The 20652-nt window shown below is 63.9% G+C and carries 24 protein-coding genes; all 24 read right to left on the reverse strand.

Going from position 1 to position 20652, the window contains the following annotated elements; translation table 11 throughout:
- Positions 1 to 1554, reverse strand: a complete 1554-nt coding sequence (locus tag NRG23_RS12960) for a hypothetical protein (RefSeq protein ID WP_009047319.1) — start codon at positions 1552 to 1554, stop codon at positions 1 to 3.
- A 383-nt stretch (positions 1555 to 1937) separates the two neighbouring features.
- Positions 1938 to 2579, reverse strand: coding sequence for a hypothetical protein (locus tag NRG23_RS12965; RefSeq protein ID WP_198919809.1), 642 nt, complete (start codon positions 2577 to 2579; stop codon positions 1938 to 1940).
- A gap of 4 nt (positions 2580 to 2583) precedes the next feature.
- Entirely contained in the window at positions 2584 to 3438 is an 855-nt protein-coding gene (locus NRG23_RS12970; RefSeq protein WP_198919808.1) for a hypothetical protein, read from the reverse strand.
- An 11-nt stretch (positions 3439 to 3449) separates the two neighbouring features.
- Complete coding sequence (locus NRG23_RS12975; RefSeq protein WP_009042430.1) at positions 3450 to 4049, reverse strand: YmfQ family protein; 600 nt, start codon at positions 4047 to 4049, stop codon at positions 3450 to 3452.
- A complete protein-coding gene (locus NRG23_RS12980; protein WP_028681832.1) occupies positions 4037 to 5077 on the reverse strand; it encodes a baseplate J/gp47 family protein in 1041 nt (346 codons plus the stop codon). The genes NRG23_RS12975 and NRG23_RS12980 overlap by 13 nt, the downstream gene beginning before the upstream one ends.
- Positions 5067 to 5465, reverse strand: coding sequence for a phage GP46 family protein (locus tag NRG23_RS12985; RefSeq protein ID WP_009047315.1), 399 nt, complete (start codon positions 5463 to 5465; stop codon positions 5067 to 5069). The genes NRG23_RS12980 and NRG23_RS12985 overlap by 11 nt, the downstream gene beginning before the upstream one ends.
- Positions 5465 to 5974 carry a phage baseplate assembly protein V gene (locus tag NRG23_RS12990; RefSeq protein WP_009047314.1) on the reverse strand — a complete coding sequence of 170 codons (510 nt, stop codon included), beginning with the start codon at positions 5972 to 5974 and terminating at the stop codon, positions 5465 to 5467. Before NRG23_RS12990 ends, NRG23_RS12985 begins: the two co-directional genes overlap by 1 nt.
- Positions 5975 to 6091: 117 nt before the next feature.
- Positions 6092 to 7132, reverse strand: coding sequence for a phage baseplate assembly protein (locus NRG23_RS12995; protein WP_257374684.1), 1041 nt, complete (start codon positions 7130 to 7132; stop codon positions 6092 to 6094).
- 3 nt (positions 7133 to 7135) lie between these two features.
- Positions 7136 to 8374, reverse strand: a complete 1239-nt coding sequence (locus NRG23_RS13000) for a DNA circularization protein (protein WP_016702007.1) — start codon at positions 8372 to 8374, stop codon at positions 7136 to 7138.
- Positions 8361 to 10436, reverse strand: a complete 2076-nt coding sequence (locus tag NRG23_RS13005; RefSeq protein ID WP_016702006.1) for a tail protein — start codon at positions 10434 to 10436, stop codon at positions 8361 to 8363. Before NRG23_RS13005 ends, NRG23_RS13000 begins: the two co-directional genes overlap by 14 nt.
- A gap of 130 nt (positions 10437 to 10566) precedes the next feature.
- Positions 10567 to 10863, reverse strand: a complete 297-nt coding sequence (locus tag NRG23_RS13010) for a phage tail assembly protein (RefSeq protein WP_007923972.1) — start codon at positions 10861 to 10863, stop codon at positions 10567 to 10569.
- Positions 10860 to 11207 carry a phage tail tube protein gene (locus tag NRG23_RS13015; RefSeq protein ID WP_007923973.1) on the reverse strand — a complete coding sequence of 116 codons (348 nt, stop codon included), beginning with the start codon at positions 11205 to 11207 and terminating at the stop codon, positions 10860 to 10862. Before NRG23_RS13015 ends, NRG23_RS13010 begins: the two co-directional genes overlap by 4 nt.
- Before the next feature lie 66 nt (positions 11208 to 11273).
- Positions 11274 to 12770 (reverse strand): phage tail sheath subtilisin-like domain-containing protein, encoded by a 1497-nt coding sequence (locus tag NRG23_RS13020; RefSeq protein ID WP_038630744.1) that lies wholly within the window; start codon positions 12768 to 12770, stop codon positions 11274 to 11276.
- On the reverse strand, positions 12770 to 12952 hold the full coding sequence (locus tag NRG23_RS13025; RefSeq protein ID WP_007923975.1) for a DUF2635 domain-containing protein: 183 nt from the start codon (positions 12950 to 12952) through the stop codon (positions 12770 to 12772). The genes NRG23_RS13020 and NRG23_RS13025 overlap by 1 nt, the downstream gene beginning before the upstream one ends.
- The gene (locus tag NRG23_RS13030) at positions 12949 to 13533 is read right to left on the reverse strand and encodes a hypothetical protein (protein ID WP_257374685.1); all 585 of its coding nucleotides are present in this window, start codon (positions 13531 to 13533) and stop codon (positions 12949 to 12951) included. The genes NRG23_RS13025 and NRG23_RS13030 overlap by 4 nt, the downstream gene beginning before the upstream one ends.
- A 142-nt stretch (positions 13534 to 13675) precedes the next feature.
- The gene (locus tag NRG23_RS13035; protein WP_110175861.1) at positions 13676 to 14692 is read right to left on the reverse strand and encodes a phage late control D family protein; all 1017 of its coding nucleotides are present in this window, start codon (positions 14690 to 14692) and stop codon (positions 13676 to 13678) included.
- A gap of 9 nt (positions 14693 to 14701) precedes the next feature.
- Positions 14702 to 14914, reverse strand: coding sequence for a tail protein X (locus tag NRG23_RS13040; protein ID WP_009042420.1), 213 nt, complete (start codon positions 14912 to 14914; stop codon positions 14702 to 14704).
- On the reverse strand, positions 14907 to 15290 hold the full coding sequence (locus NRG23_RS13045) for a phage tail protein (protein ID WP_016702001.1): 384 nt from the start codon (positions 15288 to 15290) through the stop codon (positions 14907 to 14909). The genes NRG23_RS13040 and NRG23_RS13045 overlap by 8 nt, the downstream gene beginning before the upstream one ends.
- Positions 15290 to 17497: a phage tail tape measure protein gene (locus NRG23_RS13050; protein ID WP_257374686.1), complete on the reverse strand. Its 2208-nt coding sequence runs from the start codon at positions 17495 to 17497 to the stop codon at positions 15290 to 15292. Before NRG23_RS13050 ends, NRG23_RS13045 begins: the two co-directional genes overlap by 1 nt.
- Positions 17498 to 17625: 128 nt before the next feature.
- Positions 17626 to 18237: a phage tail assembly protein gene (locus tag NRG23_RS13055; RefSeq protein WP_016701995.1), complete on the reverse strand. Its 612-nt coding sequence runs from the start codon at positions 18235 to 18237 to the stop codon at positions 17626 to 17628.
- 126 nt (positions 18238 to 18363) lie between these two features.
- Positions 18364 to 18870 (reverse strand): phage major tail tube protein, encoded by a 507-nt coding sequence (locus NRG23_RS13060; RefSeq protein ID WP_038581734.1) that lies wholly within the window; start codon positions 18868 to 18870, stop codon positions 18364 to 18366.
- Entirely contained in the window at positions 18870 to 20036 is a 1167-nt protein-coding gene (locus NRG23_RS13065; RefSeq protein WP_257374687.1) for a phage tail protein, read from the reverse strand. The genes NRG23_RS13060 and NRG23_RS13065 overlap by 1 nt, the downstream gene beginning before the upstream one ends.
- A 2-nt stretch (positions 20037 to 20038) precedes the next feature.
- Complete coding sequence (locus NRG23_RS13070; RefSeq protein ID WP_257374688.1) at positions 20039 to 20260, reverse strand: hypothetical protein; 222 nt, start codon at positions 20258 to 20260, stop codon at positions 20039 to 20041.
- A gap of 87 nt (positions 20261 to 20347) precedes the next feature.
- Positions 20348 to 20650 (reverse strand): hypothetical protein, encoded by a 303-nt coding sequence (locus NRG23_RS13075; protein WP_025806657.1) that lies wholly within the window; start codon positions 20648 to 20650, stop codon positions 20348 to 20350.
- Positions 20651 to 20652: the final 2 nt, after the last annotated feature.

Below are 20652 nucleotides of genomic sequence, written 5' to 3' on the forward strand. Positions count from 1 at the left end.
TCAAGAAACCCTCAAGCATAGAGTTGTAGAGTCGGAGCTCGCGCCGTCTGTATTTCTGACCCCACCCATAATTCGCCAGGTGCCAGCAGGTGCGCCGCCCCAGTCATTGCCATCCGCAGCTGCGTATCTGCAATTCACACCCGCTACAAGTGAGCTAGGTCCGGTACCGCCACCGCCACCAACAAGCAGGAGTGCATAGGAGCCTACCGCGCCCGTGCCGGCCGTGGACTGCGCAGCTACTGCCCTCCCGTTACCGATGTGATCAGTCCAGATGGTTCCCAAATCGAAAGCATCTACTTGCGCCCTGAGACCCGAGCCGTCAGTAGCCCAGCCCAGCATGACCTGATTGGAGCCCTGAGCATTCCCTCCCCCCTGGCGTACAGGGGTATAGCCGAGCTTAAGTTGAAGAGCATAAACACCATTATCGGAAGCCCTTCTGAAGTAGGGAGTGTTCGGGTCATTACTTGCAAAACCGGCATAGGTAATCCCATCCCTTAGAACACGTTCACCTAAAAAGGAATTAACCTGAGTCGCGGTATATGCGTCGGTAATGCCATAACCACCCAGAGTAGTCGCAGCCCTGGCCAGCCCCACATACTCGTTATTATTTTTATTGCGCATATAAGGCGTTGCCGAGTTACCGCTGGCAAAACCGGCAATGGAACAAGCATCGGAACTGATTTTTGCATCCAGCAAAGTATTGGCTGCTGTTTTGTTGTACACCTCGGAAACATCGGCCTTTTTAGCAGGGTCGAAGTTTCGCGAACACCACAGGCTGCCAAAGTTGGTGGCATCGACCTGGATAAGAACGTTCTGCCCATCCCAACCGATATAAACAGCGTTGGTTAATTGGGTACCGACCCCACCTTGCTTGACAAAGGCATTGTTCGCCGCCGTTTTACTGTAAGCGTCAGTAATCGCATAACCGTCCAGGGTGGTCGGGTTCGATCCCGATGTGACCTGGCCGCGTGCATTGACCACTACTTTCCGATACTCCCCGGCAGCCACACCGGTGGGCCCGGCCATCAGTTCGAAAACCAGGGGCGTGGCACCGACGGTAATCGGCCCTGGGGTGGTCATTTGCCAGATACGCGACTTGTTAACCTGCCCTTCATCCGTCCCGACAATAAAGTTAGAGGTCACCTGATAATCCAGCGCCGCATCCGGTGCTCGCGACCAGGAATCGGCCGAAACGATATAAAGCCCGTTCTGCGCCGCATTCGCCTGGTCCTTGACCAACACACGATCGGCGACCGTGAGCTGCACGCCATCGATGGCTTGCAGACCGCTCAAGGCAACGGAGCCCGTGGTGGCGACACGCACGGAGTCCTTGAAATCCCGGGCAGCGAAACTCTGGATCGCCTGCAGCAACTGAGTGGTCGATGCCTCGTCGGGGACCAGGCCGGCCGACTTGATGACGTTCAGGATCTCCTGGGTAACCGCATTGCCCCAGGTAGCGGGAATCAATGATCCCGGAGTACCTGCCACCGGGTTTTCATCGACAAACTTCCCATTCAGCAGCCCGACCCCGGGCACGCTCTTTGGATAATCCATTGCTCTATTCTCTTGTCATGATTGATGTTCACCAGCCCATGGGCCGGAGCACTGGGTTGAATCAGGTATTGCAGAGCGCTGCCGGCGCCTGTCACGAAGTGCTGGGGCCGCAACGCCGGCCCGGCGACAGCCATCCGCCGGCGCTGAGGGGTCAAGTGAATTGCGTCTTCCAGGTGCCGAAATGATCGAGCGCCCCATGCAAGGCGCATGGAGCCCGATAACAGAAGCGCTCGGATAACCCAGGCTGCGGGCAATTTTGACGAAGTACGCCGCGCTCTGATTGCCTCTGGCGAGCAGGCACCGCAACGCTGAAACTCACCAAACCGTTGGCCGCCTGGGCGGCCTTGGACTGGACGGCTGCAAACGCAACACGGCGTTCCAGTTCAGTTGCCGACAACCTTGCGAATCGCCTCAATCGCTGCCTCGCAGGCGTCTTTCGCAGCTTCCTGCTTGCCCTTGCCGGCCTGGGCCCGGATGCGCTCTTTTGCCTGCAAGCGCAGCGTGCGAAGTGCGAGCAGCTTGCTGTTGAGCTCAGCCGCCTTGTCGAGAATCTGGTCGGCCGCTTCCTTGGCGGTACGGCCTTTCACCACCCAGGCGCTTACCGCGAGGGGCACTGCCTTTTTCGGGTACCCGGCCTCCTTGAACGCCTGGGCGTCGCTGGCGGCCTGGACATACTCCATGGCACGCAGCGGGTCGCCGCCGAGCATCTGCCGAGCGGTGTCAGCCTCCGCATCCACTCGCCGACAAAGTTGCTCCGCCTCCTGTTCGGCGATGGTCGCGGCCTTCAGGGAGTCCAGCGACCACTGGCTACCGTCCCAGTAATGAGCAGCGGAGGGTGGAGGTCCATCGACCCGAGTCAGTTCGCCATCCAACACGAAATGCAGCGCGTCTTTCTGCTTCCATTGCTCGGCAGTGACTGGTAGCACCTTCATGGCCGGAGCGGGGGCGGCATAGGCAAACTGATCGAGGTCCTGCCAATCAATGACCGTCCCCGATGTCACGCAATAAAGAACTTGTTTGCTCATGTGTTCACCACTCGATCAGCATGAAACCTGGGGCACCGTTCCCGCCAGGTTGTGCAAGGCCAGTACCCGCGATGTAATAGCCACCTGCGCCGCTACCACCCGCGCCATAACCGTAGGCGGGCTTGCCCGCGTACCCGGAAGTTGTGCCGGATCTGGAGATGCCCCCACCCGCACCATACGGACCACTTGCCCCCGGACCACCAATGCCGGCGACAGTGCTGGGTGAAACATCCGTGGCATCACCTCCCGCAGGGAAACCCGGTCCGCCCGGGGCACCAGGGACATAGCCGGAGAGATTGACCCCAGAGGAACCTCCGTTCCCGCCAGACAGCGACAACAGGGAGCCAGCTGTACCGACCCATGTATTTCCCCCACTGGTCGCCAATACCGCGCCATTGCCACCCACCCCGGCCGCGCCGATCACCACAGGGATGACCTGCCCCGGCGTCACGGTGACAGGAAAGCGGATAACCGGCTGCCCGGCACCGCCCCCGCCGCCACCGGAAGACGTCGCACTCGTGCCTCCCGGGCAGGCGCCACCACCGCCACCACCGGCAGACCCACTGAGCCAGATCTTCGTCACCCCCTCCGGCACGGTGAAGCTGCCATTGGCGGTAAAGCGCTGAATACCCAGCCCCGCGCTCTTGCGGCTGATGCTGCGGATCGCACTCAGCAGCTGCGTCAGGTTCGCCTCGCTGGGTGTCAGGTCAGCCGCCGTGATCACGGCCAGCAGTTCCTGGGTCACCCCATTGCCCCAGTCCGCCGGAATCAGCGATCCCGGGGTGCCGGTCAGCGGGTTCTCATCGACGAACCTGCCGTTGACCAACCCGGCACTGGGCACACTTTTCGGATAATCCATCGGTCTATCCCCTAGTCATAATTGATGTGCACCCGCGTATGGGCCGGTGCGCTGCGGTGGATCTGGCACTCCAGGGCGGAGCCCGGGTTCATGCCGAAACGTTCGCCCCAGTAACTCGCGCCAAAGCGCCGGCCCAGGAGCAGTCGTCCACCGGTGTTGAGCGTCCACATGAATTGCGCCTGCCAGGTGCCGAAATGCGCGTCACCAAACCGTGCGCGGCCCATGCGCGGGGCTTCGTGCTCGGTGATGGTGGCGTTCGGATAACCCTGGCTACGGGCGATCTCGATGTAGTAGGCGAGCGCTTGGCTGCCGACGGCCAGCAGCCGCCGGCGTACGGCCAGGCGGCGGTCATCGAACAGCGGGGTCGCACCCAGGCAGGGATCGGGCAGGTTCATCACCCGTTCCCAGTCCGGTACCAGCTCACTGGCGCCCGCCGGGTCCATTTCGTTGAGCAGGTCGGCGGCACGGGCGTCGAGGCGGGCCAGTTCCTGGGAGACGCCTTCGAGCACCTCCTCGAGTTCCGGCACCCGCTCCGGGTCCCAGGCCGGGCCGCTGGGCAGCAGGCTGCGCAGCTGGCTCTGGTACTGCGCGGCGGTTCTTACTCCAGCCATACGCAACCTCCGAACGTCAGCAACTGGTTACTGGCAGCGGGAACATCCGCGGCCGGCGCGCTGAGCCGGTGATCGTTCTCGCCGGCGGCACTGCTGATGGCCTCGCGGATATGGCTGATCAACAAGGTGTCGCCCAGGCCGGCCTCGCGGTTGTGCAGATCGCGCAACTGCGCCTCGACCGCCGCGCGTACCGCGCTGGTGTCCGGCGACAGCCGCAGGCTGTAGGTCACCGGCAATTGCTGCGGCGCCAGCACATGCAACTCGGCCGTCACCGGACGCAGCGGTTCGATGTAGGCCTTTACCTCCGCCAGTTGCTCGGCATTCGGGATCGGTTGCGCATCGTCGTCACGCATCACGAACAGGCCCACGGTGCCCGGCCCCAGGTAGCTGCCACGGCACCACGCGCGGGTAATCCCCGGGCATTCCAGCGCCCAGGTTTCATAGTCCTGGGCCGAGCCGCCGTGGGGGATGATGCGGTAGGAGCGGATCACCCGCGCGCGCAGCGATTCCAGGCTTTCCGCGGCGACGCCGCCGCTCAGACCGGGGGCGAGCACGGTGAAGCTGTTGCCGATGCCCTGGATCGGTTGCACCGGGATCAGGTCCAGGCCGGCCTCGGCGTTGCCCAGGGTGCCGGCGTCGAGGGCCTGGATGGTGGTGCTGTTGTTGCCGGCGCTGGTGGTGCGGGCGGCGGTGACTTTGTAGGTGCGGCCGTCACTGGCCTGCAGCAGGGTATCGACGTCCAGTACGGCGCCCGCCGCAGCGCTGAAGCTCACCGAACCGCTGGCCGCCTGGGCGGCCTTGCGTGGCTGGTTGAGGCGCAGCGCGGCGATGCGTTCCAGGGTCGACTCGTCGGCCTTGTCCGGCAGGATCTGATCGGCGATCCAGTCCAGGTAGCCGTAGAGGCCATAGGCGGCGCCACCGAGGGCGCGGGCCAGCACTTGCGCATCGGACTGGCGCAGCGCATCGCTGGCCAGGTCGCTTTGGGTGCGCTTGATCAGCACCGGCAGCGAAGGGGTATCAAAGGGCATAGGTCACCTGCCAACTGTTATCGGGGTTGATGTCCAGGCGTTCACCGTTGGCCAGGACCAGCGTCGTGCGCAGGTTCAGGCGCTGGTCGTCGAGACGCTCGCTGATGATCTCGACGGCGCTGCAATGGCCATCGTCGATCAGCCATTGCAGGGCTTCGCGGGCATAGAACTCGGCGTCGAGCTGGGTCTGGCGGGTGAGCTTGACCCGCCGCAGCAGCCACAACCGCGAGCCGATGCGGTCGTCGGCCACGGTGGGAAAGCTGTCGCCCCACCAGCCGAAGCGCTCCTCGTCATCCAGCGGGTCGTCGTCTGCCGCGCGGCGCCAGGTGAACAGGCTGATCAGCACGGCACGGGTCAGTGCGCGATGCAGGTCTTGGCTGATGAACATCATTGGCCTCCCGCCGGCGCGCCGGTCTGCCCGCTACCCGACTGCACGCCGCCATGCACGTGCTGGATCTGGCTGATGCCGCCAGCGACCTGATCGCCCTGGGAGACGATCTTGCCGGTCTGGGTCAGGGTCGGGGTGTCGATGTGCACCGCGCTGCTGGCGCGGATATTGAGCGTGGCGGTCTCGATGTCGATGATCCGCCCGCGCTTGAAATGAATCTTGTCGCCTTCGTCGGTGTAGATCGCCACTTCGCCGGGGGCCAGGGCCTTGAGGCGAAAACGGCGGTCGGCGACCACCAGCACGACGGCATGGGAGCGATCGCCGCCGAGAAAGGTGGCGATGCCTTCGGCGCCGGCCAGCGGGTTGCTGGTGAAGCCGTAGGGTTCGAAGTGCTCCATGTCGTCGTTCACTTCGCCGGCGGTCAGGCGCATTTGCAGCGATTGCAGTTTGTTGGCCGAGTTGGCGAGCACGACGGTGCCGCGCGCCAACAGGCGTGTCAGTAGGCTCATGGTTTTTTCCTTGACCTCTGTAGGAGCGAGCTTGCTCGCGATGGAGGCAGCACGGGGTGTCAGGCGGAGCGCTATCGCGAGCAAGCTCGCTCCTACACATGCATAAGGGGAACAACGTCAGGTTTTGGGGGGCACGGGGCTGGCGTCGAAGGTATGGGGCGGCGCCACCTGCAGGGTGGTGATCGAGCCCAGCTCGGAGAGCGAGTAGGTGACCTTGGAAATCAGCAGGTCCTGGTCGAAACCCAGCACCGGGTCGATCACCCGCACCAGGGTGTTGTGGCGCCACAGCTCGCCGTTGCTCTGGCGCCAGCCCTGCACCTTGTAGGTGCTGGTCAGGGCCTTGCCGGTACGGATGGCGCTTTCCCAGTCGGCCCGTTGCTGGGCCAGCTCCTGGGTCAGCTGGGCCGGCTCGTTGATCACCGTGACCCGCTTGCGCTTGGCCGTGCTGTCGCTGGCCACGCCCGACACTTCGCTGACCGCGGCGCCGCTTTTCTGGTCGTTGCCCTTGTGCTGGCCGATCACCCGGTACTCGGAAAACACCTGGCTGAAGTCCATCGGCGCACTGGCCGAAAGGATGTTCTGGCCCAGCTCCAGCACATCCACCGCGCGCCCGCCGCTGCCCGGCCGGGCCAACAGCACCCGGCCTTCGGCGTCGTCGGTGGAGAACACCCGGAACAACGTCAGCAGGCGGTCGATAGACTGGAACACGGTTTCCCCGGGCACGATGCTGTGGCTGCTCAAGCGCGTGGTTTCCGCGATCTCGCTGACTACACCAACGCCGTAGGACGCCGCCAGGGCCTGGACGATTTTCAACAGGCTCTGTTCGCGCCATTGGCCGGGCTGGTTGATCGCTGCGCAATCCACCAGGTCCTGGGTCAGGGAACTGCCCTCGATGCTCAGGCCGATCTGCCGACCGTCATAGCTGATCGGCGCCTTGAACACATGGCCGCTGAGCAACAGGTCGGCGCCGATGCGCACCTGGCACTTGGCGCCGGGACGGATGCGCTGGTCCAGGGTCTGCCCCGGCCATTGCCAGGTCACGTCGAGCTTGAAGGTGCGAAACTGCCGCTCCAGGTCGGCGCTGATTTCGACGCTTTTCCAGCCGCCGTAATCCTGGCCGTCCACCGTCAACAGCACCCGGTTATCGAAGTTGCTCATGGCTCACTCTCCCGCCACTTTGACGTTGGTCGGCGGCAGGAAACCGGGATGGGCCACGCCGTTGCGCTGCTGCACTTCGGGCGCCCGGGTGGCGTCGCCGAACAGCCGGTAGGCGAGTACCACCGTCGGCAGGCTCTGCATCGGGTTCTTCACCACCAGCCGCACACCGGACGAAGCCACCGCGGTGAGGTGGCCGTAGACCAGCTGGCGCAAGCCGTTGAGCACCTCGTAGTGCACAGCGTCGGCTTTTTCCGCCGCCTGCCAGATCGCCTCGTTGATCGCGTTGCGCAGCGCCAGCACCTCATCGGCCACCGGCACTTCCGCACGGGTCACCGGCTGGATTGCCTGCTTGGCCAGCGACGGCGTGCCGCTCAGCTTGACCGCCGGGGTCGCCACCGGCAGCGATGCCACGGCCTGGGCGATCCGCACCAGCACAGCGTCCTGCACCAGGTCCGCCATGGCTTGCGCCGCGGCGGTGGTGTCCTTGCCGGTGGTGAGTTTCGGCGTGTCGATCTTCTTCACCGCCTCGACCTGCTGCGAAACGTTGGCCAGCACGCCGCGATAACCGTTGCGCGCATAGTCCTTGAGGTCCTTGATGTCCCCCAGCAGGCCCTTGAACTCGGCGCTGACTTCCTTGGGCAAGTCCTTGATCGCCCGCACCAGCAGGTTGAGATCGCGGTAGGTGTCGATCAGCGGCTTGAGCTCCTGCTCGATGGTCTGGTAGACCTCCTTGAGGCTGTTGCGCAGATCGGCGATGCCGATGCGCGCGGCCTTGACCAGGGTCATGGCCTCCTCGAAGCGGCGCACCGCCGAGCCGATAAGGCTGTCGGCCGACACCAGCAACAGCTGGCGGGTGTTGACCGTGGCGCTGGGGAACTGCAACGGCTGGTCGGGGTAGAACTTCAGAGTGAAGGTCACCAGGCCGCCGTCCTGGCGACTCTGGGTCATCTCGCATTCACCGACCTTGACCTGCAGGCGCCCCAGCCACGGATGCACCAGCTCGCCACTGCCCTGCTCCAGCGCCTGGAGCAGCTTGTCACGCTGCTCCAGGCAATCGGCGCCGACGATGAACGCCGTCAGGTCGTGGGTCCGCGCCTGCCGTCCCAGGCTCTCGTAGAACGGCAGGTCACGCTGCGGGTACTCGTGCAACTGGCCCTTGTGGCCGACCGGGGTTTTCGCCTGGTCGACCCAGAACCCGACGCCACGAAACGACGCCGGCAACAAACGATCACGCCAGCTCATTGGAACCTCCTAGCGAAAGTGAGCGATAGCCGACACGCGACGACAGCGCCACGCCGGGTTGGTTGATTTGCGGCGCGCTGGTACGCAGGCCCGCCGGGGCGTTTTCGAAGCTCACCGTCAGCCCGCCCTGCAATTGCGTGCGGTTGTTGGCCGCGCTCTGTTGCAGCAGCGAGGTGGAGCTTTGCGGCAGGCTGCCGGAAAGCGCCGAAGAACCCGGTGCCGGCTGGCCACCACCGAAAAACGCCGGCGCCAGCGCACCTTTGCCTTCGGCATTGGTTTGCCGCTGCGCCTCGGTGAGGTTTTCCACCTTGCCGGTGACGCGAGCGACGAAGCCGGCGAACCCACCGTCGAACAGTTCCCTGATCGGCGCGATCACCGCCTGCAGCCGTTGCCACAGGCCACTGAACCACTCAGTGATCGGCTCCCAGTTCTTGATGATCTGCCCCAGGGGCGACCACTCGAACATACCGCGCATAAACTCGATGGCCGGCGCCGCCAGGGCTTTCAACACCTCCCAGAGGGCCGCGAACACGTCGCTGATGGGCTGCCAGTTGGCGATGACCTGCCCCACGGGCGACCACTCGAACAGGGTGACAAAAAAGTCCTTGATGACCTGTGCCGCGCTTTTCAGGGTGGCCCAGATGGAGTCGAAGTAGGTGCTGATGGCACCCCAGTTGTTGATCACCATCCCCAGTGGCGAGGTATCGAACAACCTGACGAAGAAGTCCTTCACCTGTTGCGCCGGACCTTGCAGGCCGGCCCAGAGCGAAGCGAAGTAGGCGCTGATCGCGCCCCAGTTGTTGACCACCATCCCCAGTGGCGAGCTGTCGAACAGCCCGATGAAGAAGGCCTTGAGCCGTTGCGCCGGACCTTGCAGGCCGACCCAGAGCGAAGCGAAGTAGGCGCTGATGGCGCCCCAGTTATTGATCACCAGCCCCAGCGGCGAGCTGTCGAACAGCCCGATGAAGAAGGCCTTGACCCGTTGCGCCGGACCTTGCAGGTCAGCCCAGAGCAAGGCGAAGAAACCGCTGATCGCTCCCCAGTTGTTGATCACCATCCCCAGCGGTGTCCAGTCGAACAGGCCTTTGAGGAAATCCATCGCCGGAACGGACAACGCCTTGAGCAACTCCCAGAGCGCCGAAAACAGGCCGCTCAGGGGCGTCCAGTTCTCAATCACCAGCCCCAACGGCGTCCAGGAAAACACCTGCTTGAAGAAGTCGACCACTGACGCGGCCATCGTCTTGAGCTGTTCCCAGAGACCGGCGAAAAATCCGGTGATCGATCCCCAATTGGCGATCACCATGCCCAGCGGGGTCCAGCCGAAGACAGTCCTCAACCCCGCCATCAGTTGCGTGGCGGCGTCCTTGATGCTTGCCCAGAGGGTGACAAAAAACGCCGACAGCGGCTCCCAGTTGGCCACGATCAGGCCAGCCGCCACCGCGATCCCCAGGGCGACCAGGCCGATGGGCGAGGCCAGCAGGCCGCTGCTGAACAGGGTCACGGCGGACGAAGCCAGGGTCATGGCGCCGCGGATCGCGGTGAAGGCCAAGGCGCCGGCGGCGAGGCCCTGGACCAGTTGCGGGTTGCTTTCAATGACCTTCGCCACAAAGCCCAGCAGCGGTTGCACGGCGGTCACTACCGAGTTGACCGCCGGCAGCAGCGCGCTGCCGAACTTTTGCGAAATATCGTCGACGCTGTCGCTGAAGGCCTTCAGGTTGGTGCCCGTCTCGCCCAGCACATCCTTGGGCGGTTCGATGCCCTGCGCCACCAGCTTGGCCCGCGCCGCCTGGTTCTCGAATTCGATGGCGGAATTGACCCCCGCCACGAAGGGCGCGGCCAGGCCACCGCCCTTGATCAGGCCGGAAAAATCCAGCCCGCCCAGGCCGCTGTCTTCGATGCTTTTCTTGAAGTTGCTGACTTTCGAACGAACCTCGCCCAGCTCGGCGTCCAGTTTCTGCATGCCTTGCATGACCACCAGCATGTTCACCGTGGTCTGCACATGGGTCACGCTCAGGCGCTGTTTGATGCTCGTCTGATTCAAGCTTTGATTGATGTTCGCCATCACTGCACCTGCTGCATCGCATTGATCCGTTGCGCGTGCTCCAGGGACTCCCGGAGCACATCCAGTGGCCTGGCCATCATCTGTTCGGGGTCAACCTTCCAGAACCAGGCCAGGTCATAGGCAACCGCGATCAGGTCGCTGATGGCTCCGATGCCGCACTCATGAAAAAACTCGCGACCGCCCAGCTCAGGGCGTTGAGGTCAGCCAGGTCCAGCTGGTTGACCGAGGACGGAGGAATGCCGGCACAGACCGCGATGTACTTGGCCGCGACGTCCATGTCGAGGCTGACTTCTTCGCTCTTGTCGATCTTGTACGGCAGCGCCTTGATCGCCCGCACTTCCTGCACCGTCGGGCGGCGCAGGGTCAGTTCGGTCAGCGGTTCGCCGTGGGCTTCGATGGCCACACGCAGCTTTACGCTATCGCTCATTGCCAGGTCCCCTTGATGCCTTCGAACTTCAGTTCGATGCTCGCGTCGTCACCCTTGGAAACCGGCTCTTCCACCAGGTAGGCGCCGGCCAGGACGTAGACCTTGCCGTTGCTGAATTCGCAGGTGACGGTCATGTCGGAACCGGCCACCAGCTGCTTGAGCGGGAAGTCCGGGGTGTGCAGCGCCGTGACCTTGAAGGACGGGGCAATGTCGGTTTCCTTGTAGAAACCCGGCACGATGGTTTCCCGTTTCACGGACATCAGCGGTGCTTCGCAGCCGCCGTTGATGGTCAGTTGAGCGCCGTCCACTTTGACGTAGCAGGTGCCCGCAATCAGTTGACCCATGGTGTTTCTCCCAAAAAATGAGCCCGCGCGAGGCGGGCTGGAAAAGCGCAGTGAAAGAGGCTCGGCTTAGGCCGCCGCGTCGTACTGCAGACGGAATTGGTTGAGCAGCGCGAACACTCGCAGGCCGTTGATGTAGTCCGGCGGGAACAGCACGTTGACCCGGCTCGGGTCCTGGCTGTCGCGCTCGACGATCAGGTGCTCGGCGAACAGCTCGGCGTTCTCCACGTGGCCTTCCAGTTCCAGCTTGGCGTACTGGGCGATCAGCTCGCCGCGGATGGTGCTCGGGGTCACGATCGGCTGGCCGGCACCGAAGCGGGTACCGTCGGCGGCCAGTTTGTGGCGCCCGTACTTGCTGGTGATCACGCTTTGCAGGCGGCGCACGATAAAGGCCGACTGGTGCATGGTTTCGCTGTCCAGGTAGGAGTTGTCGGCCTGGCCGTAGGCGTTCTTCTGGTAGGTGGTGATCGAACGCTGGATGCGCACGTAACCGCCTTCGTAGTAGGCGGTGGCGATGCCGTAGCTGAGCAGCGACTGACGCTCGGTCAGGGTGAAACGCTCGCTGGCCGGCGCCGGATCGACACCCGGCAGGCTGCCGCTCTGGGTCGGACGGCTGGCATCGGCGGAGATGAACACCGAGGTGCGCGCGGCCAGTGCGGCGGCCTGCACCCAGAACGGTTGCGGTACGCCCGGCTCCAGGGCCTGGATGGTGATGTGCTGGTCGTTGCGGGCCTGGCCGGCCGCCACCAGGGTGCCGACGGTACCGCGCTTGGCGCTGTAGACATGACCGAACAGTTGCTTGGCCCAGGACCAGCGACCGGTGTTGTCATCCATGACGGCTTGCCAGGCGTTGAGGGTCGCGGTGTCGGTCCACGGCATGCAGATGAACTCGAACGGTTCATCGCCCAGGGCCGCCAGGGCAGCGACCTGATCCGGCACGCCGGCGCCGCCGGCCATTTTGCCGACCGTCACGCTCAAGCCAGCCGGGGTTTCTTCGCCATTGCTCTTGCCCAGGCGGTTGAGCTGCAGGCTGATGTCGTTAGCGCTGTCGCCGGTCCACTTGGCGGTCAGGGTCAGGGTGCCTTCGACCGCGGCGGCGCTCACCGGCAGGTCGGCGGCGGCGTTGATTTTCAGCGCCAGCGCGCTGGCGGCCTGCGCCGCGGTGGCGGCATTGACGATGGCGGCCTGAACCCGCACACCACCGACATACAGGTTGAGCACGCCGCTTTCGCTGGCGGTGCCGGTGAACTTCAGCTCGGCCTTTGCCACGCTGCCTTCGACGTTGTGCAGCGGCAGGCACCAGATTTCACCGATCGGGTCGGTCTTGCGCCAGGTCTCGTACATGGAGGCGAGCATCGAGCCCTGACCGCCGATGCTCTTGGCCAGCGCGACGCTGGACACCAGCACCAGCTTGCCGGTTTCGGCCGGCGCGACGTTGTCGTTGACCTGGGCCACGATCAGTCGGCGCATGGCCGAAGACGCGCTATTGGCCGCCGAATTGTCCATCTCGGCGTAGAACAGCGGTACACGAATGTCCGCCGGAATATTGCTGAATCCGATCGCCATTATTTGGCTCCTTGTGGTTTGGCCGCCTTCGCGGCCTTGAGGGTGATATCGCCATCGGCCAGACGCCGGCGCCACCAGGCGTTGTCGTCGACTTCACGGCCTTCCAGCGGCAGCAGGTCGCCGGCTTCGGGGTCCGGCACGGCGCGGCCCGCGGCCGGCAGCACAGTGATGCGTTTGCTCATTGCGTTACGTCTCCAGAGAAAGTCAGTTCCAGGCGCCCGTCGGGCCCCGGGTGTTGCAGGTTGGGGTCCGCCGGATCGATGGCATCGACCCGCACCGTGACCCCGGTAAAGGACGGCAGGCCGTCCAGTTCACGCTCACGCCAGGTTTCCGCCGGCTGGCTGGCCAGGTTGCGTCCCAGCTGGAACTCGGCGAAAAAGCGCAGCTGATAGAACAACCGCGTGGCACTGAGCGAAACCAGCTCGCCACCGTCGTATTCGATCGGGTTGTAGTCCGCGCCCGGCTTGAACCCCACCAGCGCCCGCCACAACTCGGCCCGCAGGCTTTCGAGTTGCTCCAGCGCCTGCCGGGCATCGCTGGCATCCAGCACCAGGGTGATCACAAAGCGGTCGCGGATGGCCTGGCGGGTAACGTTCTGCCCGCTGCTCGGGCTGGCCAGATCGGCGATCGGCGTCACATGGGCACTGGGGGTGGGCAACGCGGTATTGCTTTGCAGCAGCGCGAGATCGACGCCGACGGCCACCTGATTGGCCAGGCCGGGGCAGTGATCGCGCAGCTGCGTGAGGATCGGAGTGATCTTCATGAAGAAGCTCCAAAACTGAGTGAATGGGAAACCATCAGGCGCGGCCACAACGGATCGCCCAGGCAGCGGGTGCCCGGGCAACAGGATGGAGCCGTAGAGAAGAAGGACGCGGGAGAACAGGATGCTGGGCAAGGCCCGGCAATTAAGGCTGCTTCTCCAGGCAGGTTGCCTCGATCATGCAGCGATAGTTTTTCTCGCGACTGCCGCTGGCAGTCACCTTGTCGATCGACCAGGTGCCCTGCATGAATGCTGGCCAGCTGTTGTCCAGCAACACCAACCCCTCGGCCGACAGGGACGGGTCGCCGGGACAGTCGAGCTTGAGCTTGATCGCTTCGCGCTCGATCCGGCGCATCGCCCCTTGGGCTGCGCTGCGGGCCTCGCCCTCCCCCGGGTAACGCTGGCGCAGGGTCTGGAAGGGGGTCTGCCCCAACTTGACCACACGCTCCTTGCCGGCCGCCGAATCCCACCAGGTGGCCTGGCAGCCCTTGTGCTTGGCCCGGCCGTTCTCATCGATGCTGGCGGAGATGAACGCCGGATCCCCCGGACGGTTATCCCGGGTGACGCTCAAGCGCACCGGCGAAAGGATTTTCCCCGAGAGCGACTTCGCCTGCCCTCGCAGCGCCAGCACATACATCTCGTTGAGCGGCTTGGTGACGGCATCGTGCGGCCGCGCAATGCGCGTCAAGAAACTCATGTCGGTCTCGTTGCACTGATCGACATGCGGGACAGGGATCGAGTCCAGTTCGGGCGCCACCCGGGGTGAAAAACCGTGCCGGGAGGTCAGCTGGCGAAACAGCGCGCCGAGGGTCGTGGGGCCATGGCTGGCGGAGCGGCGCTGCTTGAAACCGGTCGCGTCCGCCACCTTGAAGGGGGCAGCCGTGGCCACCAGGGTCAGGCGCGGCGGAAACAGGTTGGGCGTGCGCCGGGTGATGATGAACTCGCCACGATCCACCAGTCCCGACTCCAGATAACCCACTCGCAGCCCGACTTTCCCTCCCAGTTCGGGAAGCCCTTCCAGGCCTTCGATATCGAGGGTCAGCGTGAGCTGGTCGGACTCGATACCTGCCGCATCGATGTGCGTCCAGCTGATCAGCCGTTCGTTGAGGCGCGCGGCATTGGCGCCGTAGAGCTCAATGCTCGGGGTGAATCCCAGGGTCATATGCCCTCCTTAGTCCCAGGCCGAGACCGGGGTCGCGGCAACCGGCCGGGACTCGATCTCGGGCACTATCACCCAGACACCCGCCGGCAGCACCGGGCCCTTCTCGGCCAGCAGTGGATTGAGGCGCCAGAGCGCCTCCTCGACCGCATCGTCGCAACGTCCCACCTCGCGGTAGAGCAGCAGGTTGACCGAATCGCCGGCAATACTTCGAACCCTACGCATTGACGAATTCCTCGAGGTTGATGGTCCAGTTGATCACCAGCGCGGTGCCGTCATCGATGATGGAGGTCTGCACCTCCGTCACCAGGTTGACGCGCCAGCGCCCCCAGTTGCGGCCGATGCCATCCACCAGCGGCAAGGGCACACGGGCGGCCTGCAACTCACGCAGCTGGTCCAGGCGCGCCATGCCCGTGGCGTACATCGACTTGCCACTGATCTGCAGCGTTTCCAGCTTCTGCCCGGCCTGCTGCGATTTCGGCTTGCTGGTGATGATGTCGATACTGGCCCAGCCACCGTCCGTCTTGCGTTCAAGCCGGTCGTAGGCAAAGCCGGTGGACAAGCCGAAAATGAAATTGCCCAACGCCATCTGCTGTCGCATCACATCACTCCATCGGTCAGGGCCACGTCGCGCCGTACCGCGAGCGGGTTGGTCATCATCAGAGGCATGACCTGCATCTGCATTTGCTGGATCACCATGTCCACCAGTTGCCTGGAGGTAGCCTGATCCTGGCCATAGATATTGATGACCGGGGCGAAGGTAACCTGCTGGCAGGAAGTCGAGCTGGCTGCGAGGTTCTTGCTCACTTCATCCGGCGGCTTCAAGCGGTCTCCAACCTCACCCCCCAGCCGACTGAACGCCTCGCTGCCAAGCCATCCGCCAATGGCTCCACCCACCAGCCCGCCGACAGCCGTACCGAGGATCGGCACGACGCTGCCCAGGGCCGCTCCGAGCGCGGCACCGGATGTGCTGCCGGCCCAGGCACCACCCAGGGTCCCCAGGCCGGAACCAATGGCCTTGGGATCGCGGTTACGCACGCCCCTGAACACATTCAGACCGGCCCTGAGCAGCTTGAGCGGTCGACTGGCCACCCGGCCGGCCACAGAGCGCAGACCGGCGAAACTGCCGCTCAATCCGCGGCCAATGCGCGAGATCAGGCCGGCGCGCGGTGCAGCTGCAGAGCTGGTTTTTGTTGCGGACCTCGCCGTATTGGCTTGGTTCTTTTGCCTATCTTTCTTTTCTTGCCTGTCCCGTTGCCTTCGCTCTCTTCTGTTCGGGCCGCGGGTTTCACCACCGCCCGGAGGACCGCCACAGCAGCCCCCACCTTCGCTGAACAGCTTGCCAATACTCGACGGCAGGCGCGGAGCCGCCAGACTCAAGAGCTTCTTCGCCACCTGGGTAAAGACCTCGTCCAGCACCGACTTGAGCAAGCGCCCCACCACCGGCGCAATGGCGGCCCCGGCCAGGGCCAGGCCAGCAGCAATCTTCGGAAACTCCGTCGCCAGGCTGGCCAAGCCATCGACCACCCCACCAATGGGCACCATCGCCCCTTCCGCCACTGGCGCGAGGGCGGAACCGAACGCGGTGTTCATCCGGTTCAAGCGGGCATCGAAGGTATTCGCCTGGGCCCATGCAGACTGACGTACCGAGCCCTGGTCGCCCAGCTTGGAGGTGGCGTACTGCTTCTTGTCGGCGACCTGCGCCAAGGCCTTTTGAACCTCAGGCAGTTGTTGCGCCAGGCGCAACGCAGCTTCATTCGCGCTGCCGAACAGGGTAGCGGCCAACGCGGAACGCTCCCGGCTCGACACGTCGGGCGCTTGCAGCGCCTCCAGCACCTTGGTCAGGCCACCTGCCCCATCCAGCTTCAGCGGGTCGATGTGCAACCGTTGCAAGGCCACTTGCTGCGCCTCGGACTTGGGTTCGCCCTTGCCCAGCAGGGCAGCGATGCCTTTCAGCGCGGCTCCGGCATCGGCCTTTTGCGTGCCGGTGTTGAGCAATGCCGCCGTCAGCGCCGCCGCCTGCTCCGGGGCCAGCCCCGCCGCCGTGGCGGCAGCGCCATGCCGTTGCAGGATCACCCCGATATCGGCCGCCTCGGCATCGCCCGGAAGCTTGCCGAGGTGGTTGGTCGCGTCTGCCAGGTCGAGGGCCTGGTTGCGGTCCAGCTTCATCGAGGTGCGCCAGCCGGCCAGCATGTCCCCGGCATCCTTGCCCGGCATCTTGAACGCGGTTGCCATGAGCGCAGCATCACCGCCGAATGCCGTCAGGGTCTGCCGTCGGGACACGCCTTTATCGTTCTCGATCCCTGCCTTGGCAGCGGCGTATTCAAGCTTCGCCAGATCGACCGCCGTGGTTCCACCCGCGGCGATGCCTGGATAACTGGCCATGCGGTAGTTGTCTTGCGCAATTTCCTCACGCTCATTGCCGGGGAGAGAAACCACTCTCCCCAGATCGGCCAGCGCCGCATTCATCGCCATCGCCGACTTGAACAGGTCAGGCGCTTGAAGCCCACTAGCGGCCTTGTCCGTGGCTTTGGCGCCGCTCGCCTCGGCCTTGGCGCTGCCGGAGGATGCCTGCTGCAACGGGCGTTGCGACGACAGCGTCAATTTCAATGAGTCGATGGCCTTAGTCAGCAGACGAATGTCCACGCTGGCGGTATTCAGGGCCAGGATGAAACTGATGGATGACAGGCCGGCATTTGCCGGGCTCGCCACGGCTGTGCTCCGGTCATCTGGCTGGCCGGTACCGACAGGCGCCAGCCAGGACGGCTCCATGCTGGCGTTCTTGAGCGAAAACTGATTGTTCGCCATCCCGCTCTACTCCTCTTTCACGCCAAGGCGAGTAATCGCGATGTCGTAGCGGCGCAAGGCCTTGCCAGCGTCCCACTCCAGGATTTCCGCCTCACTTACCGAGTAAATGAGCGGCACCACATCGAGAATCACTTCGATGTCGCGCTCCGAAAGAAGGCCGCCGGTTTGTTTAAAAAATCGTCGATGCGCTCTTGCAACTGCGTCCAGTCAGGCACGCTGAGCAACGCCAGGTCGGGCAGCATCAGGCCGGTGCAATGCGCGGTGATGAATTCGGCGCGTTCCTTGGTGGTCTTGAGCTTCTTCATCACCTTGGTCGCTCGCAGCGCGGGCATTTCCAGAGTCAGGGAAGTCAGGCGCTGGCCCGCCACATCGAGTGGCAACAGCAGGTTCACCTGGTCCAGGTCATCCTGCGCCGGCCCATCGTCGAGGGTATCGCTGGCCGTTTCGGACTCGACACCCTGCTGGAGGAAGTACGCAGCCGGGCGCGTCGACATGTCATGGACGTATTGAGCGATGCTCACGTAATCCGGGCGCTTGAGCTGGTCGAGCTCATTGGCCGACAGGCCGGTGGCCAGCTTGGCCAGCTCGAAGAACTGATCGTCCTCATCGTCGCCGGCGCGGGCCAGCGCTTCTTTCTGCGCGGCGTAGAACAATGGCTTGAGCTGAATCTGCGCGATCTGCGACTCGTCGTCGGCAGTGATCGGGCACAGCAGGGCATGGATCGGAGGCGTCCAGGACATGAATGAATTCCTATGTAAAAGGTAGGAGCGAGCAGGCTCGCGATAGGAGATGAACAGCGCTTGCGATGCGGGCTGTCGGGCCGTCATCGCGAGCCGCTCGCGCCTACAGAGGGGAAGTGTCGCGGGTTACGGCATCAGTACGGCGCGACGGGCGTCGCCGAGAATGTCGACGCCGCTGAGCACGAACTTCTGGGTGCGCACGTCGATGTCGATCACCGGCACGCCGTTCTCGATGCGGTTGTAGGTACGGCAGGAGAGTTCCAGGGTGGTGGTGGGTTTTTCATTCATCTTCATGGCCGTTTCGGCCAGGGATTTCAGCTTGCCGCCCACGGTGTGGTAGGTGAACCAGGTCTTGCCATCCTGATCCTGGCCCGCCTCGCGGACATTGAGCAGGATGTCGTCACCCAGCTTCACGCCCAGCGCCAGCATAATTTCCGGCCCCAGTCCCTGCAGCTTGAGGGTGGCCGTCAGCGCCTTGCCGCTCTTGGCCATTTCTTCAGCGATGAAGCGTCCACCGGTCATCGCTTCCATTTCGAATTCGATCTTCGGCGGGGTGAACTCTTCCACGGTCGCCGACAACGGCAGGCCTTGCAGGGTGGCCGCGATGGCCTGTCTTACGCGGTTGGTAAACATTAGAGAACATCCTCCAGGAACTGCTCGATGATTTCATCGCGGGCGTTGAGCTGATACACCATGTGCTCGTTCGGCGCGTAGCGGCCGTAGTCGATGACCACGTACCAGGTACCGTTCTTGTACTTCTCGACGCTGTTCAGCTCGGGGTGCAGGTACACGCTGCCGCCCGGGATGGTTTCGTCGGCGACCAGGGTCTGCAGCCAGTCGTTGATGCGCTTGACCTCCTGGTCCATGAAGGACTTGGTCAGGTTCTTGGCCATGGCTTTCTGCCCGGCCTTGACCAGCTTGCGGCTGATGGCATCCTCCAGGCCGACATAGCTGATGAACTTGCCGGTGATGGAGCGGTTACCCAGCAGCGAGAAGCCACCGAGTACGGTGCGGGCGTAGTAGCTGACGCCGTAGCGGTTGAGCAGGTCGCCCTCGGTCGAGGTGTCGAGGATGTTGTATTCCACGGTGCGCGACACGTCTTCGGCGTAGGTCACCTGGTTGCCCGGGCTCTCCCACTGCTTGACCTTGGCCAGCGCAGCGATGGCCAGGCTCGACGGCGCCAGGAACACGTTCTTCTTGGCCGCCTTGGAGTACACGGCCGGCATGTTGTGCACCACCAGGCAACGGTCGAAACCCAGGTCCGCGCCGCCCAGTTCCTTGCTGTAAATCACCTGGTCGGCGACCGAGGCGTCCTTGCCGTCCAGCACCACACGGGCCTTGATGCGCTTGCCGAACGAGGCGAACTCGCCAGCCACCGCCTTGGTACCGGTAAAGCCCGGCGCGCCGATGATGGTCAGGTCTTCCGGGACGCTGCCCAGGGCGGCCAGGCCGAGCTTGCGGCCGGTGGTGGCATCGACGCCGCCGATCACGTTGTTGACGGTGCCGGCCGGGGTCGCGCCCTCTTCGACGATCACCACATAGACCGGAACCTTGACCACTTTGAGGATCTGGTACACCGCCTGGAACAGAGTGCCCGACTCGGCACCGGTCGGGTCCAGCAGCGCCTGGGTGGTGAAGCTGTTGATGCGAAACGGCGCATTGCGCGGAATCAGCGGGTCGGCCTTCGGCGCGGTGCCGACCAGACCGATGACGTTGTCACCCAGGCCACCCATGGCCTCGGGGGATTCGGTGGCATTGACGGTAATGCCGTTGTGCTCGAAGTTCAGAACCTCAGCCATGGTTATTCAGCCTTCTTGGCAGCGGCCTTTTTGGCCGCGGTGGATGGAGTGGCCGGTTCGGCCTGTTGGCGCGCCGCAAGGACGCTGGTCAGTTCCAGGCGGCCGGCGGCACGCAGGGCACTGGCCTCGACATCGAGCAGTTCCAGTTGCTGGCCGATGCTCGACCAGTGGCCGCCGCCGGTGGGGAATGGCACGAGGACGGTGTATTTCTGGCGGATGGACATGTGCGAATTTCTCCAGACGCAAAAGCGCCAAAGCCCCTCAGCGGGGCTTTGTGCGGGCGAAAAAAAAACCGCTTTCGCGGTGAGAGATTAAGTACGATCAGGCAGTGGATAGAGCGCCTTGATTTGAGCAACCTTGTCGCGCCAGGCTTTTTCCTTTTCAGGAGTTTCGTCGTATTGCCACTCGAGGAACAGGGGGTCCGCTTCAGTGATATACAGGGTGCGTCGGGCAGCAAGCACGTTTTCCAGGATTGTTGCGCGCTCCACCTCCAGGCAGATTTCGTCGGCACGCAGATCACTGAATCCAAGCGCAACCAGTGTGGGCCGGTCTGCCGGCACATTGATCAGTGTTTCACCCGAAACGGTTACGAGTTTATTGATATAACCAGTCATAT

The organism is Pseudomonas sp. T8, assembly GCF_024610635.1.
In the GTDB taxonomy this organism is placed as follows: domain Bacteria; phylum Pseudomonadota; class Gammaproteobacteria; order Pseudomonadales; family Pseudomonadaceae; genus Aquipseudomonas; species Aquipseudomonas chlororaphis_I.